This is a genomic window from Mesorhizobium opportunistum WSM2075 (genome assembly GCF_000176035.2).
Classification (GTDB): Bacteria; Pseudomonadota; Alphaproteobacteria; order Rhizobiales; family Rhizobiaceae; genus Mesorhizobium; species Mesorhizobium opportunistum.
The window spans coordinates 4,665,942-4,689,294 of record NC_015675.1; the positions used below are offsets into that span (position 1 = coordinate 4,665,942).

Below are 23,353 nucleotides of genomic sequence, written 5' to 3' on the forward strand. Positions count from 1 at the left end.
TCAGCCCGGCCGCGACGATTTGTAGACGTTGACGCCCAGTTCGCGAATCTTCTTGCGCAGCGTGTTGCGGTTGAGCCCCAGCAGTTCCGCCGCCTTGATCTGGTTGCCGCGCGTTGCCGTCATCGAGGCCAGGACCAGCGGATATTCGACTTCGGACAGAATGCGCTGGTAAAGGCCAGCGGGCGGCAATTCACCGGCAAAAGAGGCGAAATAGCGCTGCAGGAAGTGCTCCACGGCCTGGCCGATCGACAAGTCGTCGGGAATGAGGTTGCCGCCATCAGGCACCACGGGACGCTCGCCGGTCTTGAGCTCAGCCTCGATGATCTCGGCCGAAATCTCGTCCTGTGAATAGAGCGCGGCCAGCCTGCGAACGAGGTTCTCCAGTTCGCGCACATTGCCCGGCCAGGGATAGCGCTTCATCAGCTCGATGCCGCCGGACGAGATGCGCTTGGTCTGCAGCCCTTCCATCTCGCCGAGCTTGAAGAAATGGCGCACGAGATCGGGCACATCCTCCGAGCGCTCGCGCAACGCCGGCAGCCTGAGCGGCACGACGTTGAGGCGGTAGAACAGATCCTCGCGGAACAGTCCCTGATTGATCAGCGTACGCAGATCCTTGTTGGTGGCGGCGACGATGCGCACATCGGTCTTGATCGGCGTGCGGCCGCCAACGGTCGTGTACTCGCCCTGCTGGAGGACACGCAGCAGGCGCGTCTGCGCCTCCATCGGCATGTCGCCGATCTCGTCGAGGAACAGCGTGCCGCCCTCGGCCTGCTCGAAGCGGCCGGTGGAGCGGTTCTGGGCGCCGGTGAAAGCACCCTTCTCGTGCCCGAACAGTTCCGATTCGATCAGGTCGCGCGGGATCGCCGCCATGTTGATGGCAACGAACGGGCCGCCGCGACGACGGCCATATTCATGCAGCGCGCGCGCCACCAGTTCCTTGCCGGTGCCCGATTCGCCCGAGATCATCACCGTCAGGTCGGTCTGCATCATGCGCGCCAGCATGCGGTAGATGTCCTGCATGGCCGCCGAACGGCCGACCAGCGGCATCGCGTCGGGCTGTTCTTCCGGCCGCGCATCGATCTTCGGCCGCCGCGGCTCCGACAGGGCGCGGTTGACGATGTTGAGGAGCTCGGTCAGGTCGAAGGGCTTCGGCAGGTATTCGTAAGCGCCGGTTTCGGATGCGCGGATCGCCGTCATGAAGGTGTTCTGGGCGCTCATGACGATGACGGGCAGTTCCGGCCGCGCCTTCTTGATTCGCGGCAGCATGTCGAAAGCGTTCTCGTCCGGCATGACCACGTCGGTGATCACCAGATCGCCCTCGCCCGCCGCCACCCAGCGCCACAATGTCGAGGCGTTGGAGGTGACGCGCACCTCGTGGCCGACGCGGGAGAGCGCCTGGTTGAGCACGGTGCGGATCGCCGCATCGTCGTCGGCGACGAGAATATTGCCGCGAACGGTCATTTGCGGTCTCCTTCGCCGTCTTCATCGGCACCGAACTGGGTTTCCTTCCAGGCGGGCATCAAAATGCGAAACGTGGTGGCACGCGGCGTCGATTCGCATTCGATGATGCCGCCATGTTCGCCGACGATCTTGGCGACCAATGCAAGCCCCAGCCCCGAGCCGTTCGGCTTGGTGGTGATGAAAGGGTCGAACAGTATCGGCAGGATATCTTCCGAGACGCCGGAGCCATTGTCGCGCACGCAAAATTCCAGCGGCAGCGACACGCGGTCCTGCGTGCCCGGAACCGAAACGCGAATGCCGGGCCGGAACGCCGTCGAAAGCACGATCTCTCCCTGCGGATCGCTGCCGATCGCCTCGGCGGCATTCTTGACCAGGTTGAGGAACACCTGGATCAGCTGGTCGCGGTTGGCGAAGACCGGAGGCAATGATGGATCATAATCCTCCAAGATCTTGATTCTTTTCGCAAAACCGTTCTTGGCGATAGCTTTCACATGGTCGAGCACGACATGGATGTTGACGGGGTAGCGATCGATCGGCCGCTCGTCGGAAAACACCTCCATGCGGTCGACCAGGGAGACGATGCGGTCCGTCTCGTCGGTGATCAGCCGGGTCAGCGCGCGATCCTCGTCGGACGCGGACAGTTCGAGCAGCTGGGCCGCGCCCCTTATGCCCGAGAGCGGGTTCTTGATCTCATGGGCAAGCATCGCCGCCAGGCCGGTCACCGAGCGCGCGGCGCCGCGATGGGTCATCTGCCGGTCGATCTTGTCGGCCATCGACCGTTCCTGGAACATCACCACCACCGAGCCCGGAAACTCGGGCACCGGCGCGACATAGAGATCGACGACCTTCTCGATGCCGAGGCGTGGCGACGACACATCGACCCTATACTCATTGACCGGAGCCCGGCGCTCGCGCACCTGGTCGACCAGCGTCAGCAGCGGGCTGCCGAACGGGATGAGCTTGGACAGGGTGTTGCGCGCCAGCATGGTGGCGCTGGAGCGGAAGAAGTCCTCGGCATCGGCGTTGGCGAAGGTGATGAACCCTTCCTCGCTGATCATGATCACCGGGCGGCGGATGGTGTTGAGCACGATCTGCGCGGCATCGGTCATTTCAATGCCCTGGCCAGCGGTGGCGTTCATGCGGCGCTCCGCAGGTTCAAGGGTTGCGGATCGCGCGAAAACACATCCCGCAGCAAGGCAACGACGCGGACCGGTTCGAACGCGGTCAATATTGCCTTCCGGCTGTCGTCGGCGACGGCATGGCGATCGAGATACCAGCCCAGATGCTTGCGCGCCTGCCGCAAGCCGCTCTCCACGCCGTAAAGCGCCAGCATGTCCTCGTAGTGGGCGACGACATAGTCGGCCAGCGCCGTAGGATCTTGCGGCACGCCAACCGCCATTTCGCCCGCGGCCGCGGCTGCGATGCCGCCGGCGATCCAGGGCGCGCCGTAATGCGCGCGGCCGACCATCACCGCGTCGGCGCCAGACTGATCGAGGATCGCGGCGGCCTCAGCCGGGGAACAGACATCGCCATTGGCGACCACCGGGATTGAGACGGCCTCCTTGACGCGGGCAATCGCGCGCCAGTCGGCCTTGCCCTGATAGAACTGGCAGCGCGTGCGGCCATGCACGGTGACCATGCTGACGCCTGCCTGCTCGGCACGGCGTGCGAGCGTCGGCGCGTTGAGCGCGCCCTCGTCCCAGCCGAGCCGCATCTTGACCGTAACCGGCACCTTGACCGCGCCGACCACGGCTTCGATCAGCGAGAGCGCATGGTCGAGGTCCAGCATCAATGCCGAGCCGGCATAACCGCCGGTGACCTTCTTGGCCGGGCAGCCCATGTTGATGTCGATGATATCGGCGCCCTCGCCCGCGGCTATACGCGCGCCTTCGGCCATATGGATCGCCTCGCGGCCGGCAAGCTGCACCATATGGACGGGCAGGCCGGAATGACGTATGCGCAGGTCGAAGCCGGCCCGGCCCTTGGCGAGTTCGCCGCTGGCCACCATTTCGGACACGACAAGGCCCGCGCCATGCGCATGTGCGCGCTGCCGGAACGGTTGGTCCGTAATCCCGGACATCGGCGCGAGGAACACGCGATTGCGGATACTCACGCCGCCGACGTCGAGCGGAGCGGCCAATTTGGTCACATTAACCATGCACAAAAACCAAGCATGTCCATTCGTTGCACATTCTCTAGCCAGAACCGCCGCAATGTGCAACGCGGAATGACGCCACATTAAGGCGCAATTGGGAAAATGCCTGCCGCCGGATTTTTGCCGCGACGAGAGCGCCGCGCATTCCTCCGGGACCCGCAAAGGACGCTTTAGATGTACATATTTGGCGCACGATCTTTTCCGAAAACCGATTACACTTTTCGGGATCGTGCGCTAAGCCAATCGGCATGACCGAGGGAAGTGAAAACGCGAGCGCGCAAGGCGGGGTTGCCGTGGTGATCGTCGCCGCCGGCCGCGGCGCTCGTGCCGGGCAGGCCAACGGGCCCAAGCAGTACCAGTGCATCGGCGGCCGCGCCGTCATTGCCCATACGCTGGAGATGTTCCTGGCCCATCCGCGAACCGGCCAGATCGTCGTCGCCATCCATGCCGACGATCATGAGCTGTTCCGGCAAGCGGCGGGCACCCACGTCCAGCGCGTCACCGCCGTCATCGGCGGCGCGACCAGGCAGGAGTCCGTCCGGCTCGGCTTGCTTGCGTTGAAAGGCCACGAACCGGCCCAGGTTCTCATTCACGACGCCGTGCGTCCATTCGTCGACGCGGAATTGATCGACCGCACCATCGCCGCCATCGGCGAACATGAGGGGGCGTTGCCCGCCCTGCCCGTCGCCGACACACTGAAGCGCGAATCGGCCTCCGGCGTGGTCGCAGAGACGGTTTCCCGCAGCGGGCTGCACGCGGCGCAAACGCCGCAAGGTTTTCCCTACGGGCCGATCCTTGCCGCGCATGACAGGGCGCATCAGCTGGGCAGGCTGGATTTCACCGACGACGCGGCCATCGCCGAATGGGCGCATATTCCGGTCAAGATCGTTCCGGGTTCGCCGGACAATGTCAAACTCACCTGGGCACGGGACATCGCCATGGCACACCAGCGGCTTTCCAGCGAACGGATACACTTTCCGGACATCCGCACCGGCAACGGCTACGACGTCCACGCCTTCGAGCCGGGCGACCATGTCACCCTGTGCGGCATCGCCATTCCGCATGAAAAGAAATTATCCGGCCATTCGGACGCCGATGTCGGCCTGCACGCCCTGACCGACGCGCTGTTGGCGACCTGCGGCGCCGGCGACATCGGCACGCATTTTCCACCGTCCGATCCGCAGTGGAAGGGTGCCGCATCCCGGATATTCGTCGAACATGCGGCAAGACTGGTGCGCGAGCGCGGCGGCCGCATCGCCAATGCCGACATCACGTTGATCTGCGAGGCGCCGCGCGTCGGCCCGCACCGCGAGGCGATGACATCGGCCCTTTCCCAGATGCTGGGCATTTCCGCCGACCGCATCTCGATCAAGGCGACAACCAACGAGAAACTCGGCTTCGTCGGCCGTGAGGAAGGCATTGCGGCGATCGCCACCGCCAGCGTGGTGTTTCCCGGCGAGGTGCCGGAATGAGTAACGCCGAGCTCGCAAACTCTCTGCTGCTGGCCTGCCAGCAACGTGGCATCATGCTGGCGACGGCGGAAAGCTGCACCGGCGGCCTGATCATCGCGGCGCTCACCGACATTGCCGGCTCCTCCGCTGTGGTCGACCGCGGCTTCATCACCTATTCCAACGAAGCCAAGATGGAGATGCTCGGCGTTTCCGCCGAAACGCTCGACGCGCATGGAGCTGTATCGCGCGAAACGGTGCTGGAGATGGCGGCCGGCGCGCTGGCGCATTCACGCGCAAGCCTTTCTCTTGCCGTTACCGGCATTGCCGGTCCTGGCGGAGGTTCGGCCGACAAGCCGGTCGGTCTCGTCTGGTTCGGGCTAGCCCTGGCCGGCCACCCGGTTGTCGCCGAGCGCCAGCTGTTTGGCCACAAGGGCCGCGAATTTATCCGCCACGAGACGGTGAGACACGCCCTGAAGCTGGGCCTGCAAGCGCTTGGTCAGAATTAGGCCTGCCGCGCGACACCGTAGATGACGTCGGCGCGCTTTTCGAAAGCCTCGGCGAACATGCGAAAGGCGCGGTCGAACATGGTGCCCATCAGCGCGCCCAGGATGCGGCTCTTGAACTCATAGTCGATGAAGAAGCGCACGGCGCAGCCGGCGCCATCGGGTTCGAAACGCCAGACATTGCTCAGATATTTGAACGGGCCATCGATGTATTTCACGTCGATGGCGTTCTCGTCGGGCTTCAAAAGCACCTGCGTCGTGAAGGTTTCGCGGATCGCCTTGTAGCCGATGCTCATGTCGGCAAGGAGAACGGTGCGTCCGTCACGCTCCTTGCGCGAGCGCACGGTCAGCGCTTCGCACAGCGGCAGGAACTGCGGATAGGCCTCGACATCGGCGACCAGCGCGAACATCTGCTGCGGCGTGTGAGCGACGCGGCGGGTGGCTTCGAATTTCGGCATAAGACCGGCTAGAGCGACTTCTGGAGTTGCGCTTCCCGCGCTGCGCGCAGCCGGGCGAAATCGTCGCCGGCATGGTGCGACGAGCGCGTCAGCGGGCTCGATGCCACCAGCAGGAAACCCTTGGTTCGGCCAATTGTCTCGAAGGACTTGAACTCTTCCGGGGTGACGAAGCGGATCACCGGATGGTGCTTCTTGGACGGCTGCAGATACTGGCCGATGGTCATGAAGTCGACATTGGCCGAACGCAGATCGTCCATCAGCTGCAGGATTTCATTCCGCTCCTCACCCAGACCCACCATGATGCCTGACTTGGTGAAGATCGACGGGTCGAGTTCCTTGACCCGCTGCAGCAGCCTGATCGAATGGAAATAGCGGGCGCCCGGCCGAACCTTCAGATAGTTCGACGGCACGGTTTCCAGATTGTGGTTGAAGACGTCGGGCTTGGCCGCCACGACGATCTCCAGGGCGCCATCCTTGCGCAGGAAATCGGGCGTCAGGATTTCGATCGTGGTCGAAGGCGTTGCCGCGCGGATGGCGCGAATGACTTCGGCGAAATGCTGTGCGCCGCCATCGGCAAGATCGTCGCGATCGACCGAGGTGATGACGACGTGGCTGAGGCCCATCTGCTTGACGGCGTGGGCGACGCGGGCCGGCTCATCGGGGTCGAGCGCCGTTGGAATGCCGGTGGCGACGTTGCAGAACGCGCAGGCGCGCGTGCAGATCTCGCCCATGATCATGAAGGTGGCGTGCTTCTTTTCCCAGCACTCGCCGATGTTGGGGCAGCCGGCCTCTTCGCAGACCGTCACCAGCTTGTGGGATTTCACGATCTCGCGTGTCTCGGCGTAACCCTTGGAGACCGGCGCCTTGACGCGGATCCAGTCGGGTTTGCGCAGCACTTCCTGGTCGGGCTTGTGCGCCTTCTCGGGATGCCGCAGCCGCGGCGCGTTGGCGATCGTGTCGAGGACAGTGACCATCTGAACCCTGGCTTTTCTTGCGACCGCCCGTCGGCGGTCGTCAGCTTTACGTCATCTAGGACTTTTCGGCACAAAGAAAAAGGCTGCAGCGGCGCATGCCGCTACGACCGTTTTCGCATAGCCGGAACCATATCGACTAGCGGCGCACCAGGCGACCGACCCAGATCAGCAGGCAGGCGCCGATGAAGCCGGTGATCAGATACGCGATCCAGCCGACGCCGAATGGGCCGAAATTGAGCGCCTGCAAGATCGCGTTCAGCACCACCGCGCCAACGATGCCCATGATAATGTTCATGAAAATGCCGGTGTTGCTCTTCATGAACATTTCGGCCAACCAGCCTGCCAGGCCGCCGATTATGATGGCTGCGATCCAGCCCACGCCGTTCAAGTGCATATGCCTTCTCCTTGCGTGCGTAAAAATGCATCCGGAAACGAACTGACTTGCCGCCGAGATCCCGCGGCCTTCGGGGCTGAGTCTCTTGCGGCGATTCTATCATGCGTTCAGCGCGCGGCCATAGGCGTCGAGCACGCTCTCCTTCATCATCTCCGACAGCGTCGGATGCGGGAAGATGGTGTGCATCAGCTCTTCCTCGGTGGTTTCGAGGTTCATCGCCACAACGAAACCCTGGATCAGTTCGGTCACTTCGGCGCCGACCATGTGGGCGCCGAGCAACTGGCCGGTCTTCTTGTCGAAGATGGTCTTGATGAAGCCCTGGTCCTCGCCGAGCGCGATGGCCTTGCCGTTGGCTGCGAACTGGAAGCGGCCGACGCGGATATCCTTGCCTTCGGCCTTGGCTTTCGCTTCCGTCAGGCCGACGGAGGCAACCTGCGGATTGCAGTAGGTGCAGCCCGGAATCTTGAACTTGTCGGTGGCATGCACGCCAGGGAAATTGGCGATCTTCTCGATGCAAACCACGCCTTCATGCTCGGCCTTATGGGCAAGCATCGGCGGGCCGGCGACATCGCCGATGGCATAGATGCCGGGCACATTGGTCTTGCCGTAGCCATCGATGACGACGCAGCCGCGCTCGGTCTTCACGCCAAGCGTCTCCAGGCCAAGGTTCTCGATGTTGCCTTGCACGCCGACGGCCGAGATCATGCGGTCGGCGGTGATCTTCTCGACCTTGCCGTCCTTCATCTCGACATGCGCGGTGACCGAGTTGGCACCCTTCTCGACCTTGGTCACCTTGGCTTCGAGAATGATCTTCATGCCTTGCTTTTCGAACTGCTTCTGCGCGAATTTTGAGACTTCAGCATCCTCGACCGGCATCACCGCGGGCAGAAGCTCGACCACGGTCACCTCGGCACCCATGGTGCGATAGAAGGAGGCGAATTCGATGCCGATGGCGCCCGAGCCCATCACCAGCAGCGACTTCGGCATCTCCTTCGGCACCATGGCCTCGAAGTAGGTCCAGATCAGCTTGCCGTCCGGCTCGATGCCGGGCAGCGCGCGCGGCCGGGCGCCGGTCGCCAGGATGATGTGCTTGGCGGCGTAGGTGCCCTCGCCCTTGATGCCTTTCGGCACCGGCGGCTGCGGTTCCATCGGCTTCTTGCCCGTCTTGGAGACGACGATCTCGCCCGGTTTCGACAGCTTGGCCTCGCCCCAGATGACGTCGACCTTGTTCTTCTTCATCAGGAAGCCGACGCCGCCATTGAGCCGCAGCGAAACCTTGCGGGAGCGGTCGACGACGGCCGATGTGTCGACGCTGACCTTGCCGTCGAGCTTCAGCCCATAGTCCTTCAAATGATCGGAATAGTGCATGATCTCGGCTGAGCGCAGCAGCGCCTTGGTCGGGATGCAGCCCCAGTTGAGGCAGATGCCGCCGAGGTGCTCGCGCTCGACGATCGCCGTCTTGAAGCCGAGCTGGGCGGAACGCACCGCCGTGACATAGCCGCCGGGGCCGGAGCCGATGATGATGACGTCGTAGTTCTCAGCCACGATTTTTCTCCTTATTCACAGTTCCAGCATGACGCGCACGACGGGCGTCAGGGCCTTGCCGATGTTCCGCGTGTTTTCGGCGTCGAGGTGGACGCCGTCGAGAGGGGTGGTTTGCGCGACCGTGCCGGCATCGAAGAAGCCGCAGCCGGCTTCGTCGGCGAGCCCGGCATATTGCGGCGCCAACAGCTTCGAGGCGTCGTCGCCGCCGGCAAACATTTCCTTGAAGTCGGCATTTTCGGTGCGGCTGACGAGAGGCGGCGAAACAATCAGGATCTGCGGCGCCGGCCAGTCGAATGGATAGTCGTGGCCGCGTACGATGTCGATCAGCCGCTGGATGCCTTGCTTGGCGGCAACCGGATTGCCGTGGATCCATGGCTTCATGTCGTTGGCGCCGAGCATGATGACGATCAGGTCGATCGGCGCGTGCGTCGTCAGCACCGTCGGCAGCAGCCGCGCGCCGTTGCGATCGGCACCGGCAAGGTGATCGTCGAAGGCGGTGGTGCGGCCATTGAGACCATCGGCGATGACCTGGACGCCGCCGCCGAGCCCTGCCTGCAGCACGCTGGGCCAGCGATCCTCAAAGGCGTGGCGGCCGCCTTCGGCATTGTAGCCCCAGGTCAGCGAGTCGCCGTAGCAAAGCACCGTCTTCATCGATCAACCCGCCTTCATGTTGGCCATGCCACGCTTCAACCGCCATCGCACGAACAGCCATTGCACCAGTATGATCACAAGGCCCGGCAGGCCAAGTCCGAGCACGATGGGAATGTCGCCCTTCACTGCCGTCATGCTGCCGTCGGTATAAAGGATCGCGGCAATCAGCAGGACAAGCAGCGCCACAAAGACAATCAGCAACCACATTCCCGTCTTGCCGACGGTTGCCGGCGGATCGCTCATCAACTGCGCCACGAAGAAGACGAAGGTTACGATGATCGTCACCAGAACCGACGCCATGAAGACGAGGATGTATTCTTCCTGCGCGTCGGTGACGACGGCCAGTTCCTGCGCGACCAGGCCGCCAGCCAGGCCGGATAGAATGAAGGCGAAAAGGCTGGTGAAGAATTTCCGCACCGCCCTTTTCCTTCTTAGACCAGCATGCCCATCGGATTTTCGATCAGCCGCTTGAAGGCGACCAGCAGTTCGGCGCCCAGCGCTCCGTCAACGGCGCGATGATCGGTCGACAGCGTCACCGACATCACGGTCGCGATTTTGATCTCGCCGTTCTTGACCACCGCCCGCTCCTCGCCGGCACCCACAGCCAGGATCGTCGCATGCGGCGGGTTGATGACGGCGGCAAAGTCCTTGATGCCGAACATGCCGAGGTTCGACACCGCCGTCGTGCCGCCCTGATACTCTTCCGGCTTCAGCTTGCGGCTGCGGGCCCGGCTTGCCAGGTCCTTCATCTCGTTGGAGATGGTGGACAGCGTCTTTTCGTCCGCATGCCGGATGATCGGCGTGATCAGGCCGCCGGGGATCGAGACGGCAACGCCGACATCGGCATGCTTGTGCTTGACCATGGCGCTTTCGGTCCATGAGGCGTTGGCATCAGGCACCGCCTTCAGCGCCAGCGCCATCGCCTTGATCACCATGTCGTTGACCGACAGCTTGTAGGCGGGAGCCTCGCCCTTGTCGGTCTTCTTCACCGGCGCCGCCGCATTGATCTGCGTACGCAATGCCAAGAGCGCATCGAGCTCGCAGTCGAGCGTCAGGTAGAAATGCGGGATGGTGGTCTTGGCCTCGACCAGACGCCGCGCAATGGTCTTGCGCATGTTGTCGTGCGGGACGAGCTCGTAGGAGCCTTCCTCGAACAGTTTTAGCACCTGTTCGTCCGACATCGCCTTCACCGCCGGAGCAGCGGCCGGCGCGCCAGCCGGGGCCTTGGCCGCCGGTGCTGCCTTGGCACCGCCGCCGGCAATCGCGGCATCGACATCGGCTTTCACCACCCGGCCATGCGGGCCCGTGCCGGTCACCGCCGAGACATCGACGCCGGCCTCCTTGGCGATGCGGCGTGCGAGCGGCGAGGCGAAGGTACGGCCTTCCGGCGACTGGCGGATCTCCCCCCCCGTGGGGGAGATGCCAAGTGGTGGCAAAGAGGGCAGGCCAGAGGGGGGCGCCTCGCGCTGAGAGGACGGCGGGACAGCGCCCCCCTCTGTCGGCTTCGCCGACATCTCCCCCACGGGTGGGGAGATTGGCGCCTCGTCTCGCTTGGCTTCCGCCTTCGCCGCCGCAGCACCACCGCTTTTTGCCGCCGCCCCCGCATCCTCGCCCTCGGCTGCGAGCACGGCGATCAGCGCGTTGACCTTGACGCCTTCGGTGCCGGCTGGAACGACGAGCTTTGCAACCGTACCCTCATCGACGGCTTCGACTTCCATCGTCGCCTTGTCGGTCTCGATCTCGGCTATGACATCGCCCGGCGAAACCTTGTCGCCCTCCTTCACGAGCCACTTTGACAGATTGCCCTCTTCCATTGTGGGCGAGAGCGCCGGCATGGTGATGTTGATTGGCATTTTGTCCTCCCGCCCGGTTCAGCGATACGCGACGGCTTTGACCGCCTCGATGACCTCGCCGACATTCGGCAAGGCCAGTTTCTCGAGGTTGGCCGCATAGGGCATCGGCACATCCTTGCCGGCAATGGTGATGACTGGGGCGTCGAGGAAATCGAAGGCGCGCTGCGAGACCTGGTTGGCGATATGGTCGCCGACCGAGTTCTGCGGATAGCCTTCCTCCACGACCACCAGCCGGTTGGTCTTCTTGACCGACGCGATGATCGTGTCGAGGTCGAGCGGGCGGATCGTGCGCAGGTCGATGATCTCGGCGTCGATGCCCATGCCGCGCAGTTCCGCTTCCGCCTTGACCGCGTAGGTCATGCCGATGCCGAACGAGACGATGGTGACGTCCTTGCCCGTCTTGTGGATACGCGCCTTGCCGATCGGCAGCACGAAATCATCCAGCTTCGGCACGTCGAAGGACTGGCCGTAGAGGATTTCGTTCTCGAGGAAGATGATCGGGTTCGGGTCGCGGATCGCGGCCTTCAGCAAGCCCTTGGCGTCGGCGGCCGTATAGGGCATCACCACTTTCAGGCCGGGAATGTGGCTGTACCAGGCGGCGTAGCACTGCGAATGCTGTGCGGCGACGCGGGCCGCGGCACCATTCGGACCACGGAACACGATCGGCGCTCCCATCTGGCCGCCGGACATATAGAGCGTCTTGGCGGCCGAGTTGATGATCTGGTCGATCGCCTGCATGGCGAAATTGAAGGTCATGAACTCGACGATCGGCTTCAGCCCGGCCATCGCCGCACCGACGCCGACGCCGGCAAAGCCATGCTCGGTGATCGGCGTGTCGACGACGCGGCGTGGCCCGAATTCCTGCAGCAGGCCTTGGGTGATCTTGTAGGCGCCCTGGTATTCGGCGACCTCCTCGCCCATGACGAAGACATCGCCGTCGCGGCGCATTTCCTCGGCCATCGCGTCGCGCAAGGCTTCGCGCACCGTGGTCGACACCATCTCCGTGCCGGCCGGAATGTCGGGATCGGCGGCGATTTCCGCTTTCGGTGCGGCTGCGACTGGTGTCGCGGCCGGCTTTGCGGCCTCCGCCTTGTCCTCGGCCGGAGCCTCCGGCTTCGCCGGTGCTTCCCCCTTGGTGGGAGCCGCGGACTTGCCGACATCGGCGGCGCTTTCGCCGTCCTGCAGCAAAACCGCGATCGGTGTGTTGACCTTGACGCCTTCGGTGCCGGCGGCGATCAGGAGCTTTCCAATCGTGCCCTCATCGACGGCTTCGACTTCCATCGTCGCCTTGTCGGTTTCGATCTCGGCGATGACGTCGCCGGCGACGACCTTGTCACCCTCGTTCTTCAACCATTTGGAAAGATTGCCCTCTTCCATGGTCGGCGAGAGAGCGGGCATGAGAATTTCGATCGGCATGTTCCTCGCCCTCCCCTTACAATACGATATCGGTCCAGAGCTCGGACGGATCCGGCTCTGCATCGTTCTGGGCAAATTCGGCGGCGTCGGCGACGACGTCGCGCACCTCCTTGTCGATGGCCTTCAATTCGTCCTCGGTCGCCCACTTCTTCTGTGTCAACCGCGCCTTGACCTGCTCGATCGGGTCATGGTCCGAGCGCATCTTCTGGACCTCTTCCTTGGAGCGGTATTTCGCCGGGTCGGACATCGAGTGACCGCGATAGCGATAGGTCTGCATTTCGAGAATGATCGGCCCGTTGCCGGCACGGCACCATTCGGTGGCCTGGTCGCCGGCGGATTTGACCGCCCGCACATCCATGCCGTCGACCTGGATGCCCGGAATCTTGAACGAAGCGCCGCGATGCGAAAAATTGGTTTCCGCCGACGAGCGCGAGACCGAGGTGCCCATGGCGTAGCGGTTGTTCTCGATGATGTAGATCACCGGCAACTTCCACAGCGAGGCCATGTTGAAGCTTTCATAGACCTGGCCCTGGTTGGCGGCGCCGTCGCCGAAATAAGTCAGCGAGACATTGTTGTTTTCACGATAGCGGTTGGCGAAGGCGAGGCCCGTGCCCAGAGACACCTGCGCGCCGACAATGCCGTGGCCGCCGTAAAAATGCTTCTCCTTGGAGAACATGTGCATGGAGCCACCCTTGCCCCTGGACAGGCCGCCGCGGCGTCCGGTCAGCTCGGCCATGACACCACGCGGCGAAAGCTCCATCGCCAGCATGTGGCCGTGATCGCGATAGGCGGTGATCATCTGGTCGCCATCGATCAGCGCCATCTTCATGCCGGTGACGACGGCTTCCTGGCCGATGTAGAGATGGCAGAAGCCGCCGATGAAGCCCATGCCATAGAGCTGGCCGGCCTTTTCCTCGAAGCGGCGGATGAGCAGCATGTGCCGGTAGGCGGCAAGCTCTTCGTCCTTGGTGAATTCAGCAGGCTTGGGTGCTGAAAGCACCGATTTGCCGTCGGATTTCGATTTGGCAGGCGCTTTTCTGGCTGCGGTGGCCATGCATCACTCCCTGTTGGCGTCTCTTTGCGGACATTGGAGCTAGAGGAAATCTGCTCCCGGGGAGATCAGCCTCCCCACCGATTTATGGGAGGCTAACACGCGTTACAGCGTTGCGCCATGACGAATTTGCATAGCTGGCATGCGCCTAAGCGGTTAATATCATTGAAAATATTGGTGATTAACTGAAATTCGGTTACTTTGACGAGGCCGGCAACATGATGGTGATTTCGTCAGGCTGGGACAGGTTGAGCGCTTTGCGCGCCTGCTCGTCGAGCATGTCCTTCTCCAGCGTGCCGTCATGCATGAGCCGAACGCGCCGTTCAAGCTCCATGCGGCGCGCCTTGACGGCATCGAGCTGCGCCTGCAGCGCGACCGTCTGGGTCTCGAGCTGATATTTCGAGTTGATGCCGAATTCACCGTGATAGGCGTGGAAGCCGAAATAGGCCAGGAACACCACGCAAAGCGAAGGGATGATCAGCCGGCCGGTGTTTCTCTGCTTGTGCTGACGCGTCCACATCGCCCATTCCCTCGCGGCCGCGAACTCAGGCGGCTCACGACCTTTTTCGCCCGATTGTGCTTAACGGACGGTTACGGACGGCTGGCTTGAGCGACCGTGAAATGAAAAAGGACGGGAATGACCCCGCCCTTTTCCACTGTTCGGAAACGATTTGTCGGATCAGCTCTTGATCACCGACTTGCCGGCGTAGCGCGCCTGCTTGCCGAGTTCTTCCTCAATGCGGATCAGTTGGTTGTACTTGGCCATGCGGTCGGAGCGCGACAGCGAACCGGTCTTGATCTGTCCGCAGTTGGTGGCGACGGCGAGATCGGCAATGGTCGAATCCTCGGTCTCGCCCGAACGGTGCGACATGACGGCCGTATATCCAGCCTTGTGCGCGGTCTCGACGGCGTCGAGCGTTTCCGTCAGCGAGCCGATCTGGTTGACCTTGACCAGGATCGAATTGGCGACGCCCATGCGGATGCCGTCGCGCAGGCGCGCGGTGTTGGTAACGAACAGGTCGTCGCCAACCAGCTGCGTCTTCTTGCCGATCAGGTCCGTCAGGTACTTCCAGCCTTCCCAGTCGTCCTCGGCAAGGCCGTCCTCGATCGAGATGATCGGATAGTCGGCGGCCAGCTTGGCGAGATACTTGGCTTGTGCCTTGGGATCGCGCGTCTTCTTCTCGCCCTCATAGACGTAATTGCCGTCCTTGAAGAACTCGGTCGCGGCGCAGTCGAGGCCGAGCGCGATCTCCTCGCCCGGCTTGAAGCCGGCTTTCTCGATCGATTCCATGATGAAATCGAGTGCCACCGGCGCGCTTTTCAGGTTCGGGGCAAAGCCGCCCTCGTCACCGACATTGGTATTATGGCCGGCGTCCTTCAGCTTTTTCCTGAGCGTGTGGAAGATTTCCGAGCCCCAGCGCACGCCTTCGCGCAGCGTCGGCGCGCCGATCGGCAGGATCATGAACTCCTGGAAGTCGATCGGGTTGTCGGCATGCGCGCCGCCGTTGATGATATTCATCATCGGCACCGGCAGGATATGGGCCTTGGTGCCGCCGACATAACGGTAGAGCGGCAGGCCGGCGGCGTCGGCCGCGGCCTTGGCCACCGCCAGCGAGACACCGAGGATGGCATTGGCGCCGAGCCGGCTCTTGTTGGGCGTTCCGTCGAGTTCGATCATCGTCTGGTCGATATGGATCTGGTTCTCGGCTTCCATGCCGCCGATCGCCTCGAACAGCTCGCCATTGACCGCTTCCACGGCCTTGAGCACGCCCTTGCCGAGATAACGGGCGCCGCCGTCGCGCAGTTCGACGGCCTCATGGGCGCCGGTCGATGCGCCCGACGGCACCGCGGCGCGGCCCATCGAACCGTCTTCGAGCACGACATCGACCTCGACGGTCGGATTTCCACGGCTGTCCAGGATTTCACGCCCGACAATGTCGATGATGGCGGTCATTGCGATGTCCCCGATTGATCTGAAGAAATGTCGCGCCCGTCTTAGCCAAAGCGCCGCAAAAGGCAATCGGGCCATGGCCAAATAGTGCGGCCCGCCTGATTCACGAAGCGCAAATTTCTGTCATCATAAGTCATGCTGCCAGACGCGCGTTTCGAGATATGGTTTCGAAGCGCGGGGCGAAACAGGAGGAGTTTCGCCATGTCCGAGTTCAGCGGTATCGTGAGTTTGTTCCTGATCGCGGCGGCGTTCCTGACGTCGTGCGACAATCAGCAATCACCGCCAAAGGCAATCGCGCCTTTGCCGGCCTTGACCATCAACCAATAGCCCCGAAGGCCCGGCAAGCCCATCGGGCATTGCGTTGAATCAAGAAAGGGCCCCGCCGAAGCGAGGCCCTTTTTTGTCCCATCAGTGCCAGTATGGCTTGACGTTGTAATACTCGTAGGATGCGTCGCGCGCGCGCTCGCCATCCTCGCCGGTCAATTCATTGATCGAATAGGCGGGCGCTGCTTTCAGCTGTTCCTTGGAGAAGGGTACGACATAGCCGCCCTTGTCCTGATCATAATCGAGACTTGCCCAAGGAATGGCATGATACTTCTCGCCCATGCCGAGAAAACCGCCAAAACCGATGACCGCGAACATGATGCCGTTCGAGGTTTTGTCGAGCATGACGTCCTCGATACTGCCGATGCTGTCGCCCGCGGTATTGTAAACTGTTGTGCCGATGACTCGCGAAGCGGCAATGGCTTGGGTGTGGCCTGTTTGAGTTGTCATGATGTGCTCCTCATTGTCGTCAAACTCTGCTTCGACAATGTGGGAGAGGGGCTAAAGTTCCCGGCTTTTTACGGTGTCGGCCGATCACTCCGCGAGAATGAAGGTCACCTTCATGTTGACGCGATAGGCAGCAATCTTGCCACCGCGAGAAGCGTCGGCTCAGCGCCCCTTGGCGATGCGGTCGAACGCCATCAACCGCTCCAGGAGTGCCGGCATGTCCTTCAGCGGCACCATGTTCGGACCATCGGAAGAGGTCGAATTGTCCGGATCCTGGTGGGTCTCGATGAAGACGCCGGCAACGCCGACGGCGACCGCCGCCCGAGAGAGCGTCTCGACGAAACGCCGCTCGCCACCCGAAGACCCGCCCTGCCCGCCCGGCTGCTGCACCGAATGCGTGGCATCGAAGATCACCGGCGCGCCGATCTCGGCCATAATGGGCAGAGCGCGCATGTCGGACACCAGCGTGTTGTAGCCGAACGAGGCGCCGCGCTCGGTGGTCAAGACATTGGGGTTGCCGGAACCGGTGATCTTGGCGACCACGTTCTTCATGTCCCAGGGCGCGAGGAACTGCCCCTTCTTGACGTTGATCACCTTGCCGGTCCTTGCGGCGGCGACCAGCATGTCCGTCTGGCGCGACAGGAAGGCCGGAATCTGCAGCACATCGACATGCGGCGCGACGATGGCGCACTGCTCCTCGGTGTGGACATCGGTCAGCACGGGAAGCGAGAATTCCTTGCGCAGTTCGTCGAAGACAGGGAGTGCTGCCTCCATGCCGGCGCCGCGCGTCGCCGACAGCGATGTACGGTTGGCCTTGTCGTAACTGGTCTTGTAGACGAGGCCTATGCCGAGCTTGCCGGTCAATTCCTTGAGCGCACCGGCCATGTCGAAAGCATGCTGACGCGATTCAAACTGGCACGGTCCGGCGATCAGCGCCAAGGCCGCCTTGTTATCGAAAACGACGTTGCCGACGGCTACCGCCGAATTGGGCGCCATCGAATTGGGCACTTGGGGCTTGTTCATGGGATCTCCCGGAAGATGAAAGCCGCGCCCTGCCCTGATGCCGGCTGCACGACAATGTCATTGCCCGCTATATCGTGCGGGATGGCGTTGGCTGCAAGCAGCCTTGAAACGGCATCGGCATCGCGGACCGCAAAGATGACCGCGGCGAACCGAAGTTCGGTAGGCAAGCCGGCCGGAATGCCGAAGCGGGCGGCGAAAGACGCGGGATCGAGGATGCTCAAAACCGCATTCGGCAGGCGGAACGCACCGCCCTGCCCAATGGCGGCGGGATCGCCCACCGCCACGGAGATCAGGCGACGCTGCTCGTCAGGTCGGTCGCTGACCGCCACCACTTCCACAATGCCGGTGGCACCGTTGGGGTGGGCCTGCAACGCCGCGCGGTCCACTTTCGGTGCGTTGATCCGCTGACAGGCAAAAAGAAAAGCATCCGTTGCACGGCTGTTCGAAGCAAAGGCGAGCTTGAATGACGCGGTATCGCTTTTGCCCGTCGTGTCGGTGAAAGCGCGCGAAAAGCTCAGCGTGTCGCCCGCCGACAGGCCGGCTTCCACATAGCGCGCGTGGTCGGCATCGGCATTGTCGGTGCCCAGAACCACCGCGGAAAATCCCTCATCGCCGCGGCTGCCGCGATAGATGCGGTCGCGAATGACGAAGGCATTGCCCTCGGCGGCCGCGTCAAATGCTATTTGTTCGCTGCCGATCGCGAGCGGCTCCAGATAGGTGCCGTCGGCGAGGAAAACGCAGCAGTTCTCCGTTCCAAAGGGATGGATGCCGGTGGGTGCGACGACGAAGCCCAGCGCTGTCAGCCGGGCGCGCGCCACGTCGAGGCTCTGCGTCGGCAGCACCAGATGATCGAGCGGATGAATTCCGGCGGCTGTGGAACGGGTCATGCAGGCGCGATGTGCATCATTCCGTATAACCGTTCAAGACGTGATTGCACGCCCTGGCGCCAGGGCATGGCAAAAAACCACCAGAAATGGCCGCCCGCTTTTCTCTTCTGCAGCGAAAGTATTTCACGTAAGGATATCCCCCGCATGGGGGATGCTGCGAACTCGGTCTTGGACGATTGTCACCGCGTCGCGATTCGACGTCGAATGGCGCCCATTGCCCTGCGTGCATGGCTGGAACGACGGATGGCGGGCAACGGCATGCTCAGGATCTTGCGGATCACACCGCACTTCTATCGGCCAGGCAACTGGCCGATCGCGTTCGATCCTGTCGGCGGTTTGCAGAACCAGACATGGACGATCGCGCAAGCCATGGACAAGGCCGGCGCGACCCAGACGGTTCTGACCAGCTACATTCCAGGCAGCCCAAGGCATGTGCGGATATCCGCGACCATGCGGGTGACATGCACGGGCTTCCGGCTGCCCGAGTTCCTGGCCGGGCCGATGCTCTGCTTCAGCTGGTTTCTGGGCGCGATCCCGGAGCTTCTTCGGGCCCGACACCGCTACGATCTCGTCCACATCCATTTCAACCACTCGGTCTGGTGCAGGATCATCGCCGTTATTGTCGGCAGGCTGAAGATACCGCTTGTCGTTTCGATGAACACGCCGCTCTGGTCCGGGCTTCAGAGCGCGCTCGGGCTCAAGGGCAAATCTTATGACGTCACCCGGTGGCTCGAAGGCCTGGCTTTGAGGTCGGCCGATCGGGTCGTCGTGCTCACCGATACATATGGCAGGAGCGCGGCCTCGGAGCTGGGGCTCGATGCCTCGCGCATCGAGGTGATCCCCGATGCGGTCGATGTCGAAGCGTTCCGCCGTCCAATCGCAGCTGGGTTGCTTCGGGCCTTTCGCCGTGAGCACGGCATCCCGGACGATCGGACGATCGTCAGCTTTATCGGCCGCATCAGCGGTGAAAAAGGCTGGCAGGATCTGCCCGTGCTCGTCGAGCGCCTGTCAGGTGAAAATGTGTTCCTGCTGATCTGCGGAGACGGCCCCGACCGCCACAAGCTTGAAGCGGCGCTCGCCGCGGTTTCCAGGCCAGGCTGGTGGGCGATCACCGGATTCGTCTCGCCAGCCGAGGTCAAGAAGGCACTCAAGATCTCCGAAGTCATGATTCTACCCTCCCGGCGCGAAGTGTTCGGCAGCGTCCTGCTCGAAGCGATGGCGGCGGAAGTACCGGTGGTCGCCTATGCCGTCGGAGGCGTGAGCGACGTCGCCGGTCGTCCAGAGGCATTGGCGCTGGTGCCGGAAAGACGGCGCGAAGCGCTTGCCGACCGAACGCTTCAGTTGCTTGCCGATAGCGAGGAAAGGAACACCCTGATCGCTCGAGGGCGCCGGCGCGTGCGGGATTTCTCGCTGGATTCGGCGGTGGCGCTCAACCTTGCCCTTTATGCTTCGGTCCTCGCAGGCTCGGTGAACGGATCACGGCAGCCAGCCGGCGTTCTCACCTTGCAGGAGGACGGCAGCTCGCCGGATGGCGCTTGATCAACTTCGTCACCACGCGCAGCCACGGCTATACTGTTCGCCATCTGATCCGCCAGTTGGGCAACGCACGCCACTGGAGCTACGAGCGCCTCTTTCGGCAGAAGGAGCTGCGCTCCGGCACCTGGGTCTTCACGGATCACGAGCGGCTTTCGCACTTCGAGATCGCATTGGCCGCCGGGGTCGCCAATCGGCTCGAGCGCGGTGGGGCACGCGTTCTCAATCACCCCGCCCATGTGCTTGGCCGTCATGATCTGCTGAAAGCCCTGCACGCGGCCGGCATCAACTGCTTCTCGGCCTGGCGTTGCGAAAGCCAGCCGCGTCCGAACGCTTTTCCGGTCTTCATCCGCAACGAATTCGACCACCTTTCTGCGGACTTCGAGCTGATTGCGGACCAGCCGGCGCTCGATGCGACGCTGAGCCGGATGAGAGCGAACGGCATACCGCTGGCCGGCAAGCTGGTAATCGAGTATGCCGGCCAGGAGATCAGCCCCGGCGTCTGGCAGCGCTTTGCCACCTATCGCGTCGGCGATCGGCTGATCGCCCATCACAACGTCGTCGATTTCCGCTGGGCGGCCAAGGACGTGCAGGACAAGCAACGCCTGCTTGCCCATCCCATGTTGGCGACATTCCTCGAAAACGAGCGCCGGTTTGTGGTCGGCAATCTGTATGAAGACGTGCTGCGCAGGGCATTCGACCTCGCCGGCATCGATTATGGGCGCGCCGACTTCTCGCTGGTCGACGGGTGTCCGCAAATCTTCGAGATCAACACCAATCCGGCGCACGGCTCCCACGGCACGATCTATCGGGAAACGCACCCCGGGCGCGTGGAAACCCAGAAGCTTTCGGAAGACACGCTGTACGCCGCCTTGCGGGCCGTGGACCTGCCGGCCGGCGGCCGCGTCGGCCTCGACGACCCCGCCCTTCTCCCGCAACAGGCGTTCAGGAGACTTTTCACGGGGCTGAAGCGTGCTTGACCGCGCCGCGCCAGGACATCCGATCTCCGCTCGGCCGATCGTGATCGAGGCGGCCGACAGCTTCGATTTCGGCTCGGTTGAATACCGGCGGCTGTTCTCCGGCGCATCGGCATCGGCCTTCCAGCATCCCGACTGGCTCACGGCTTTCTACCGCAACATCGCTCCGGCGCACGGCGCCGAGCCGCTGGTGATCACCGGCCGCGACAGCGACGGCGAACTCCAACTGGTGGTTCCGCTGGTGCGGCGCGGCGATAGGGCGATCGAATATGCCTTCCTGGGCGTCACCGATTATGCCTGTCCGATCGTGGCCAGGGGCGTGACATTCAGTGCACAAACCAGGCGGCATTTTCGCGAGGTCCTTGGGCACCATGCGGATCTGAGAATTGGACCTGTTCATCACAGCCATCTGCATGAATGGCGCCAGTTGCTGGGATCCGAGCCGTCCGCGCTCGATTTCGGCGCGCATGCCGTGCGCTACGGCTTTCCCTATGCCGAATGGCGCAGGACCAACCTTGGCCGTCGAGGCGCCGGGAGTCTCGACCGCAAAGCGCGCAGGCTTTCCGAAGCTGGCGGGCTGAAGCTGGAGCTGGTCGGGCCCGACAATGTGCGTCAGGCCCTGGTTGCGGCGCGCGGCTTCCGCGCCGGGCGCTTCCCGGATGATCCGATGCAAACGCCGTACGGCCTCGAATTCTACATCGATGTCGCTACGAACGGCGCGCGCTCCGGCCTTGCACGAACCTATCGCCTCGCTTCGAAGGATGGTCCGGTTGCTTTTGTCTTCGGCCTAATCGACGGCGATTTTTTCCGCTACATCCTGCTGGCCTGCGACTATGGCGCCCATGCGCGCCATTCTCCGGGTCGCGTGGCGCTCGACCAGGTCATGGCCGCCTGGGCCGCCGAGGGCGGCAAAGCCTTCGATTTCACCATCGGCGACGAACCCTTCAAGGCGGACTTCGGCTGCACCCGTACGACCATGCACGAGTTCCGGCCATGACAGTCCTGCCGACCATTCTTCCGATGGAAGCGGGCCTTGTCGCCACGCCTCGTCTTGCCGTGGTCGTGCCTGCCCGCAATCGCCGTGAAAGCCTGCCGCGCACGCTGGCATCCGTACTTTGCACAGCGCGAACCGATATCGAACTGGTGGTGATAGATGACGGATCGACGGACAGCACCGAAAGCTATCTGGCCTCGCTCGACGATATGCGCCTGAAATGGCGCCGCATACCGGTGGCGGTCGGTGCCAACGAAGCTCGCAACCAGGGCGCGGCATTGTCCAGCGCACCGCTCGTCGCTTTTCTCGATTCGGATGACGCCTTCCGCCCCGGGCGTGTGGACAGGCTGATCACATTCTTCGACGAGAACCCGGACATCGCCTGCACCATCGACGGCTTCAGCGACATTTCGGACCGCGGCGAACGAATACACCGATTGCCCCGCCTTACCCCCGATAGCGAGACACTGCGGCAGCTTCTGCTCTGCCATTGCATTCCGCTGACCAACTCGACCGTCACGGTTCGCCGCGCGGCTTTCGACGCGGTCGGGGGCTACGATCCGGACCTGCGCCGCCATCAGGACCGGGAGTTGCTGCTGCGGCTGGCGAGACAGCATCGCATCGCCTTCGGCACGGCCACCGACGTCCTCAAATACCGGTCGACGAATTCGATCTCGCGCACCCATGCCGGTTATATCAAGGGGTTGGACGATTTCGTCGGCCGCTGTCCCGATTACCGATCAAGCGGCTATGGGTCGATCCTCAGCTATCTGACGGTGCGCGGCGCGCTGAAAGCAGCCATGCAAGGCCATTTCAGCGTCATGCTGGCCGAACTGCAGGCCTGGCGGAAAGCCGACAATCTGCCCGGCGGCCTTCACGTGTTGCCCGGCTATTTCATGGGGCGTCGAAAAAGGCACCAGCTGGAACAGGCCCTGGATCAGCTCCCGGCCACGACGTCGGCGGAATAGCGCAATTCGCGCAAGGGTCTGACCTTGCTGGTGGTCTGCGCGTAGAGCGGGTGCGCCTTGTAGGCGGCCAGCGCCGCGTCGTCGGAGAACTCCGCATAGACGACGACATCGATCTCGTCGGACAGCGGGTCGACCTTGGTGTTGAGGGTTACCTCGAAGAGACTGGAATGGGGAATGTTGCCCAGTGCCAGCAGCCCGGTACGCACCGCCTCCACATCCTCTTTGCGCCGCGCGCTGAAGAAAACGATATGCCGGATCAATCCCGCCTCCTCGATCTGAATGCGGGGTCTTTTGTGACGGCGGTCTCTTCGCGTCAACCGTTCATGGCGCCACGCGT

General features: G+C 63.0%; 25 protein-coding genes. 7 read left to right on the top strand and 18 right to left on the bottom strand.

Going from position 1 to position 23,353, the window contains the following annotated elements:
- The 3 genes from ntrC to dusB are packed head-to-tail and all read right to left on the bottom strand — an operon-like array spanning position 1 to position 3,619.
- The gene (gene ntrC, locus MESOP_RS22425) at positions 1-1,461 is read right to left on the bottom strand and encodes a nitrogen regulation protein NR(I) (protein WP_013895630.1); all 1,461 of its coding nucleotides are present in this window, start codon (positions 1,459-1,461) and stop codon (positions 1-3) included.
- Positions 1,458-2,600, bottom strand: a complete 1,143-nt coding sequence (locus MESOP_RS22430; protein WP_013895631.1) for a two-component system sensor histidine kinase NtrB — start codon at positions 2,598-2,600, stop codon at positions 1,458-1,460. The genes ntrC and MESOP_RS22430 overlap by 4 nt, the downstream gene beginning before the upstream one ends.
- Entirely contained in the window at positions 2,597-3,619 is a 1,023-nt protein-coding gene (dusB, locus tag MESOP_RS22435; protein ID WP_013895632.1) for a tRNA dihydrouridine synthase DusB, read from the bottom strand. Before dusB ends, MESOP_RS22430 begins: the two co-directional genes overlap by 4 nt.
- A 245-nt stretch (positions 3,620-3,864) precedes the next feature.
- Here dusB and MESOP_RS22440 point away from each other — a divergent pair, with 245 nt between their 5' ends.
- Both MESOP_RS22440 and MESOP_RS22445 read left to right on the top strand, forming a co-directional pair.
- Entirely contained in the window at positions 3,865-5,088 is a 1,224-nt protein-coding gene (locus MESOP_RS22440) for a bifunctional 2-C-methyl-D-erythritol 4-phosphate cytidylyltransferase/2-C-methyl-D-erythritol 2,4-cyclodiphosphate synthase (RefSeq protein WP_013895633.1), read from the top strand.
- Complete coding sequence (locus tag MESOP_RS22445; RefSeq protein WP_013895634.1) at positions 5,085-5,573, top strand: CinA family protein; 489 nt, start codon at positions 5,085-5,087, stop codon at positions 5,571-5,573. The genes MESOP_RS22440 and MESOP_RS22445 overlap by 4 nt, the downstream gene beginning before the upstream one ends.
- Here MESOP_RS22445 and MESOP_RS22450 read toward each other — a convergent pair.
- The 11 genes from MESOP_RS22450 to eno form a co-directional block, all read right to left on the bottom strand.
- Positions 5,570-6,028, bottom strand: a complete 459-nt coding sequence (locus MESOP_RS22450; protein ID WP_013895635.1) for a type II toxin-antitoxin system RatA family toxin — start codon at positions 6,026-6,028, stop codon at positions 5,570-5,572. The two genes, MESOP_RS22445 and MESOP_RS22450, sit on opposite strands and share 4 nt — an antisense overlap.
- Before the next feature lie 8 nt (positions 6,029-6,036).
- The gene (lipA, locus tag MESOP_RS22455; RefSeq protein ID WP_013895636.1) at positions 6,037-7,002 is read right to left on the bottom strand and encodes a lipoyl synthase; all 966 of its coding nucleotides are present in this window, start codon (positions 7,000-7,002) and stop codon (positions 6,037-6,039) included.
- A 136-nt stretch (positions 7,003-7,138) separates the two neighbouring features.
- On the bottom strand, positions 7,139-7,396 hold the full coding sequence (locus MESOP_RS22460) for a GlsB/YeaQ/YmgE family stress response membrane protein (RefSeq protein ID WP_013895637.1): 258 nt from the start codon (positions 7,394-7,396) through the stop codon (positions 7,139-7,141).
- Between the two features lie 99 nt (positions 7,397-7,495).
- Positions 7,496-8,941 carry a dihydrolipoyl dehydrogenase gene (lpdA, locus tag MESOP_RS22465; RefSeq protein ID WP_013895638.1) on the bottom strand — a complete coding sequence of 482 codons (1,446 nt, stop codon included), beginning with the start codon at positions 8,939-8,941 and terminating at the stop codon, positions 7,496-7,498.
- Between the two features lie 15 nt (positions 8,942-8,956).
- Complete coding sequence (locus tag MESOP_RS22470) at positions 8,957-9,592, bottom strand: SGNH/GDSL hydrolase family protein (protein WP_013895639.1); 636 nt, start codon at positions 9,590-9,592, stop codon at positions 8,957-8,959.
- Between the two features lie 3 nt (positions 9,593-9,595).
- Positions 9,596-10,009, bottom strand: a complete 414-nt coding sequence (locus MESOP_RS22475) for a hypothetical protein (RefSeq protein ID WP_013895640.1) — start codon at positions 10,007-10,009, stop codon at positions 9,596-9,598.
- Between the two features lie 14 nt (positions 10,010-10,023).
- A complete protein-coding gene (locus MESOP_RS22480) occupies positions 10,024-11,445 on the bottom strand; it encodes a pyruvate dehydrogenase complex dihydrolipoamide acetyltransferase (RefSeq protein WP_013895641.1) in 1,422 nt (473 codons plus the stop codon).
- Between the two features lie 18 nt (positions 11,446-11,463).
- On the bottom strand, positions 11,464-12,861 hold the full coding sequence (locus tag MESOP_RS22485; protein ID WP_013895642.1) for a pyruvate dehydrogenase complex E1 component subunit beta: 1,398 nt from the start codon (positions 12,859-12,861) through the stop codon (positions 11,464-11,466).
- Positions 12,862-12,877: 16 nt separating this feature from the next.
- Complete coding sequence (pdhA, locus tag MESOP_RS22490) at positions 12,878-13,915, bottom strand: pyruvate dehydrogenase (acetyl-transferring) E1 component subunit alpha (RefSeq protein WP_013895643.1); 1,038 nt, start codon at positions 13,913-13,915, stop codon at positions 12,878-12,880.
- A 193-nt stretch (positions 13,916-14,108) separates the two neighbouring features.
- Positions 14,109-14,432 carry an FtsB family cell division protein gene (locus MESOP_RS22495; protein WP_013895644.1) on the bottom strand — a complete coding sequence of 108 codons (324 nt, stop codon included), beginning with the start codon at positions 14,430-14,432 and terminating at the stop codon, positions 14,109-14,111.
- Positions 14,433-14,591: 159 nt separating this feature from the next.
- Positions 14,592-15,866: a phosphopyruvate hydratase gene (eno, locus tag MESOP_RS22500; RefSeq protein ID WP_013895645.1), complete on the bottom strand. Its 1,275-nt coding sequence runs from the start codon at positions 15,864-15,866 to the stop codon at positions 14,592-14,594.
- 198 nt (positions 15,867-16,064) lie between these two features.
- Between eno and MESOP_RS36605 the strand changes: the two genes are divergently transcribed.
- On the top strand, positions 16,065-16,190 hold the full coding sequence (locus tag MESOP_RS36605) for a hypothetical protein (protein WP_013895646.1): 126 nt from the start codon (positions 16,065-16,067) through the stop codon (positions 16,188-16,190).
- Between the two features lie 81 nt (positions 16,191-16,271).
- On the opposite strand, the gene MESOP_RS22505 is transcribed toward MESOP_RS36605, so the two are convergent.
- The 3 genes from MESOP_RS22505 to MESOP_RS22515 all read right to left on the bottom strand — a co-directional run bounded on the left by MESOP_RS22505 (position 16,272) and on the right by MESOP_RS22515 (position 18,544).
- The gene (locus MESOP_RS22505) at positions 16,272-16,637 is read right to left on the bottom strand and encodes a PRC-barrel domain-containing protein (protein ID WP_013895647.1); all 366 of its coding nucleotides are present in this window, start codon (positions 16,635-16,637) and stop codon (positions 16,272-16,274) included.
- 159 nt (positions 16,638-16,796) lie between these two features.
- Entirely contained in the window at positions 16,797-17,657 is an 861-nt protein-coding gene (kdsA, locus tag MESOP_RS22510) for a 3-deoxy-8-phosphooctulonate synthase (protein WP_013895648.1), read from the bottom strand.
- Positions 17,654-18,544 carry a VOC family protein gene (locus MESOP_RS22515; RefSeq protein ID WP_013895649.1) on the bottom strand — a complete coding sequence of 297 codons (891 nt, stop codon included), beginning with the start codon at positions 18,542-18,544 and terminating at the stop codon, positions 17,654-17,656. Before MESOP_RS22515 ends, kdsA begins: the two co-directional genes overlap by 4 nt.
- Here MESOP_RS22515 and MESOP_RS22520 point away from each other — a divergent pair.
- Genes MESOP_RS22520 through MESOP_RS22535 form a run of 4 tightly spaced genes read left to right on the top strand, consistent with a single transcriptional unit; the run spans position 18,503 to position 23,016 of the window.
- Positions 18,503-20,083, top strand: a complete 1,581-nt coding sequence (locus MESOP_RS22520; RefSeq protein ID WP_150111223.1) for a glycosyltransferase — start codon at positions 18,503-18,505, stop codon at positions 20,081-20,083. The genes MESOP_RS22515 and MESOP_RS22520 overlap by 42 nt on opposite strands.
- The gene (locus tag MESOP_RS22525) at positions 20,080-21,057 is read left to right on the top strand and encodes a hypothetical protein (protein WP_013895651.1); all 978 of its coding nucleotides are present in this window, start codon (positions 20,080-20,082) and stop codon (positions 21,055-21,057) included. Before MESOP_RS22520 ends, MESOP_RS22525 begins: the two co-directional genes overlap by 4 nt.
- Positions 21,050-22,051: a GNAT family N-acetyltransferase gene (locus tag MESOP_RS22530; protein WP_041164238.1), complete on the top strand. Its 1,002-nt coding sequence runs from the start codon at positions 21,050-21,052 to the stop codon at positions 22,049-22,051. Before MESOP_RS22525 ends, MESOP_RS22530 begins: the two co-directional genes overlap by 8 nt.
- The gene (locus MESOP_RS22535) at positions 22,048-23,016 is read left to right on the top strand and encodes a glycosyltransferase family 2 protein (protein ID WP_013895653.1); all 969 of its coding nucleotides are present in this window, start codon (positions 22,048-22,050) and stop codon (positions 23,014-23,016) included. Before MESOP_RS22530 ends, MESOP_RS22535 begins: the two co-directional genes overlap by 4 nt.
- Here the strand turns inward: MESOP_RS22535 and MESOP_RS22540 are convergent.
- Positions 22,986-23,276: a Dabb family protein gene (locus MESOP_RS22540; RefSeq protein ID WP_013895654.1), complete on the bottom strand. Its 291-nt coding sequence runs from the start codon at positions 23,274-23,276 to the stop codon at positions 22,986-22,988. The genes MESOP_RS22535 and MESOP_RS22540 overlap by 31 nt on opposite strands.
- Between the last annotated feature and the right edge of the window lie 77 nt (positions 23,277-23,353).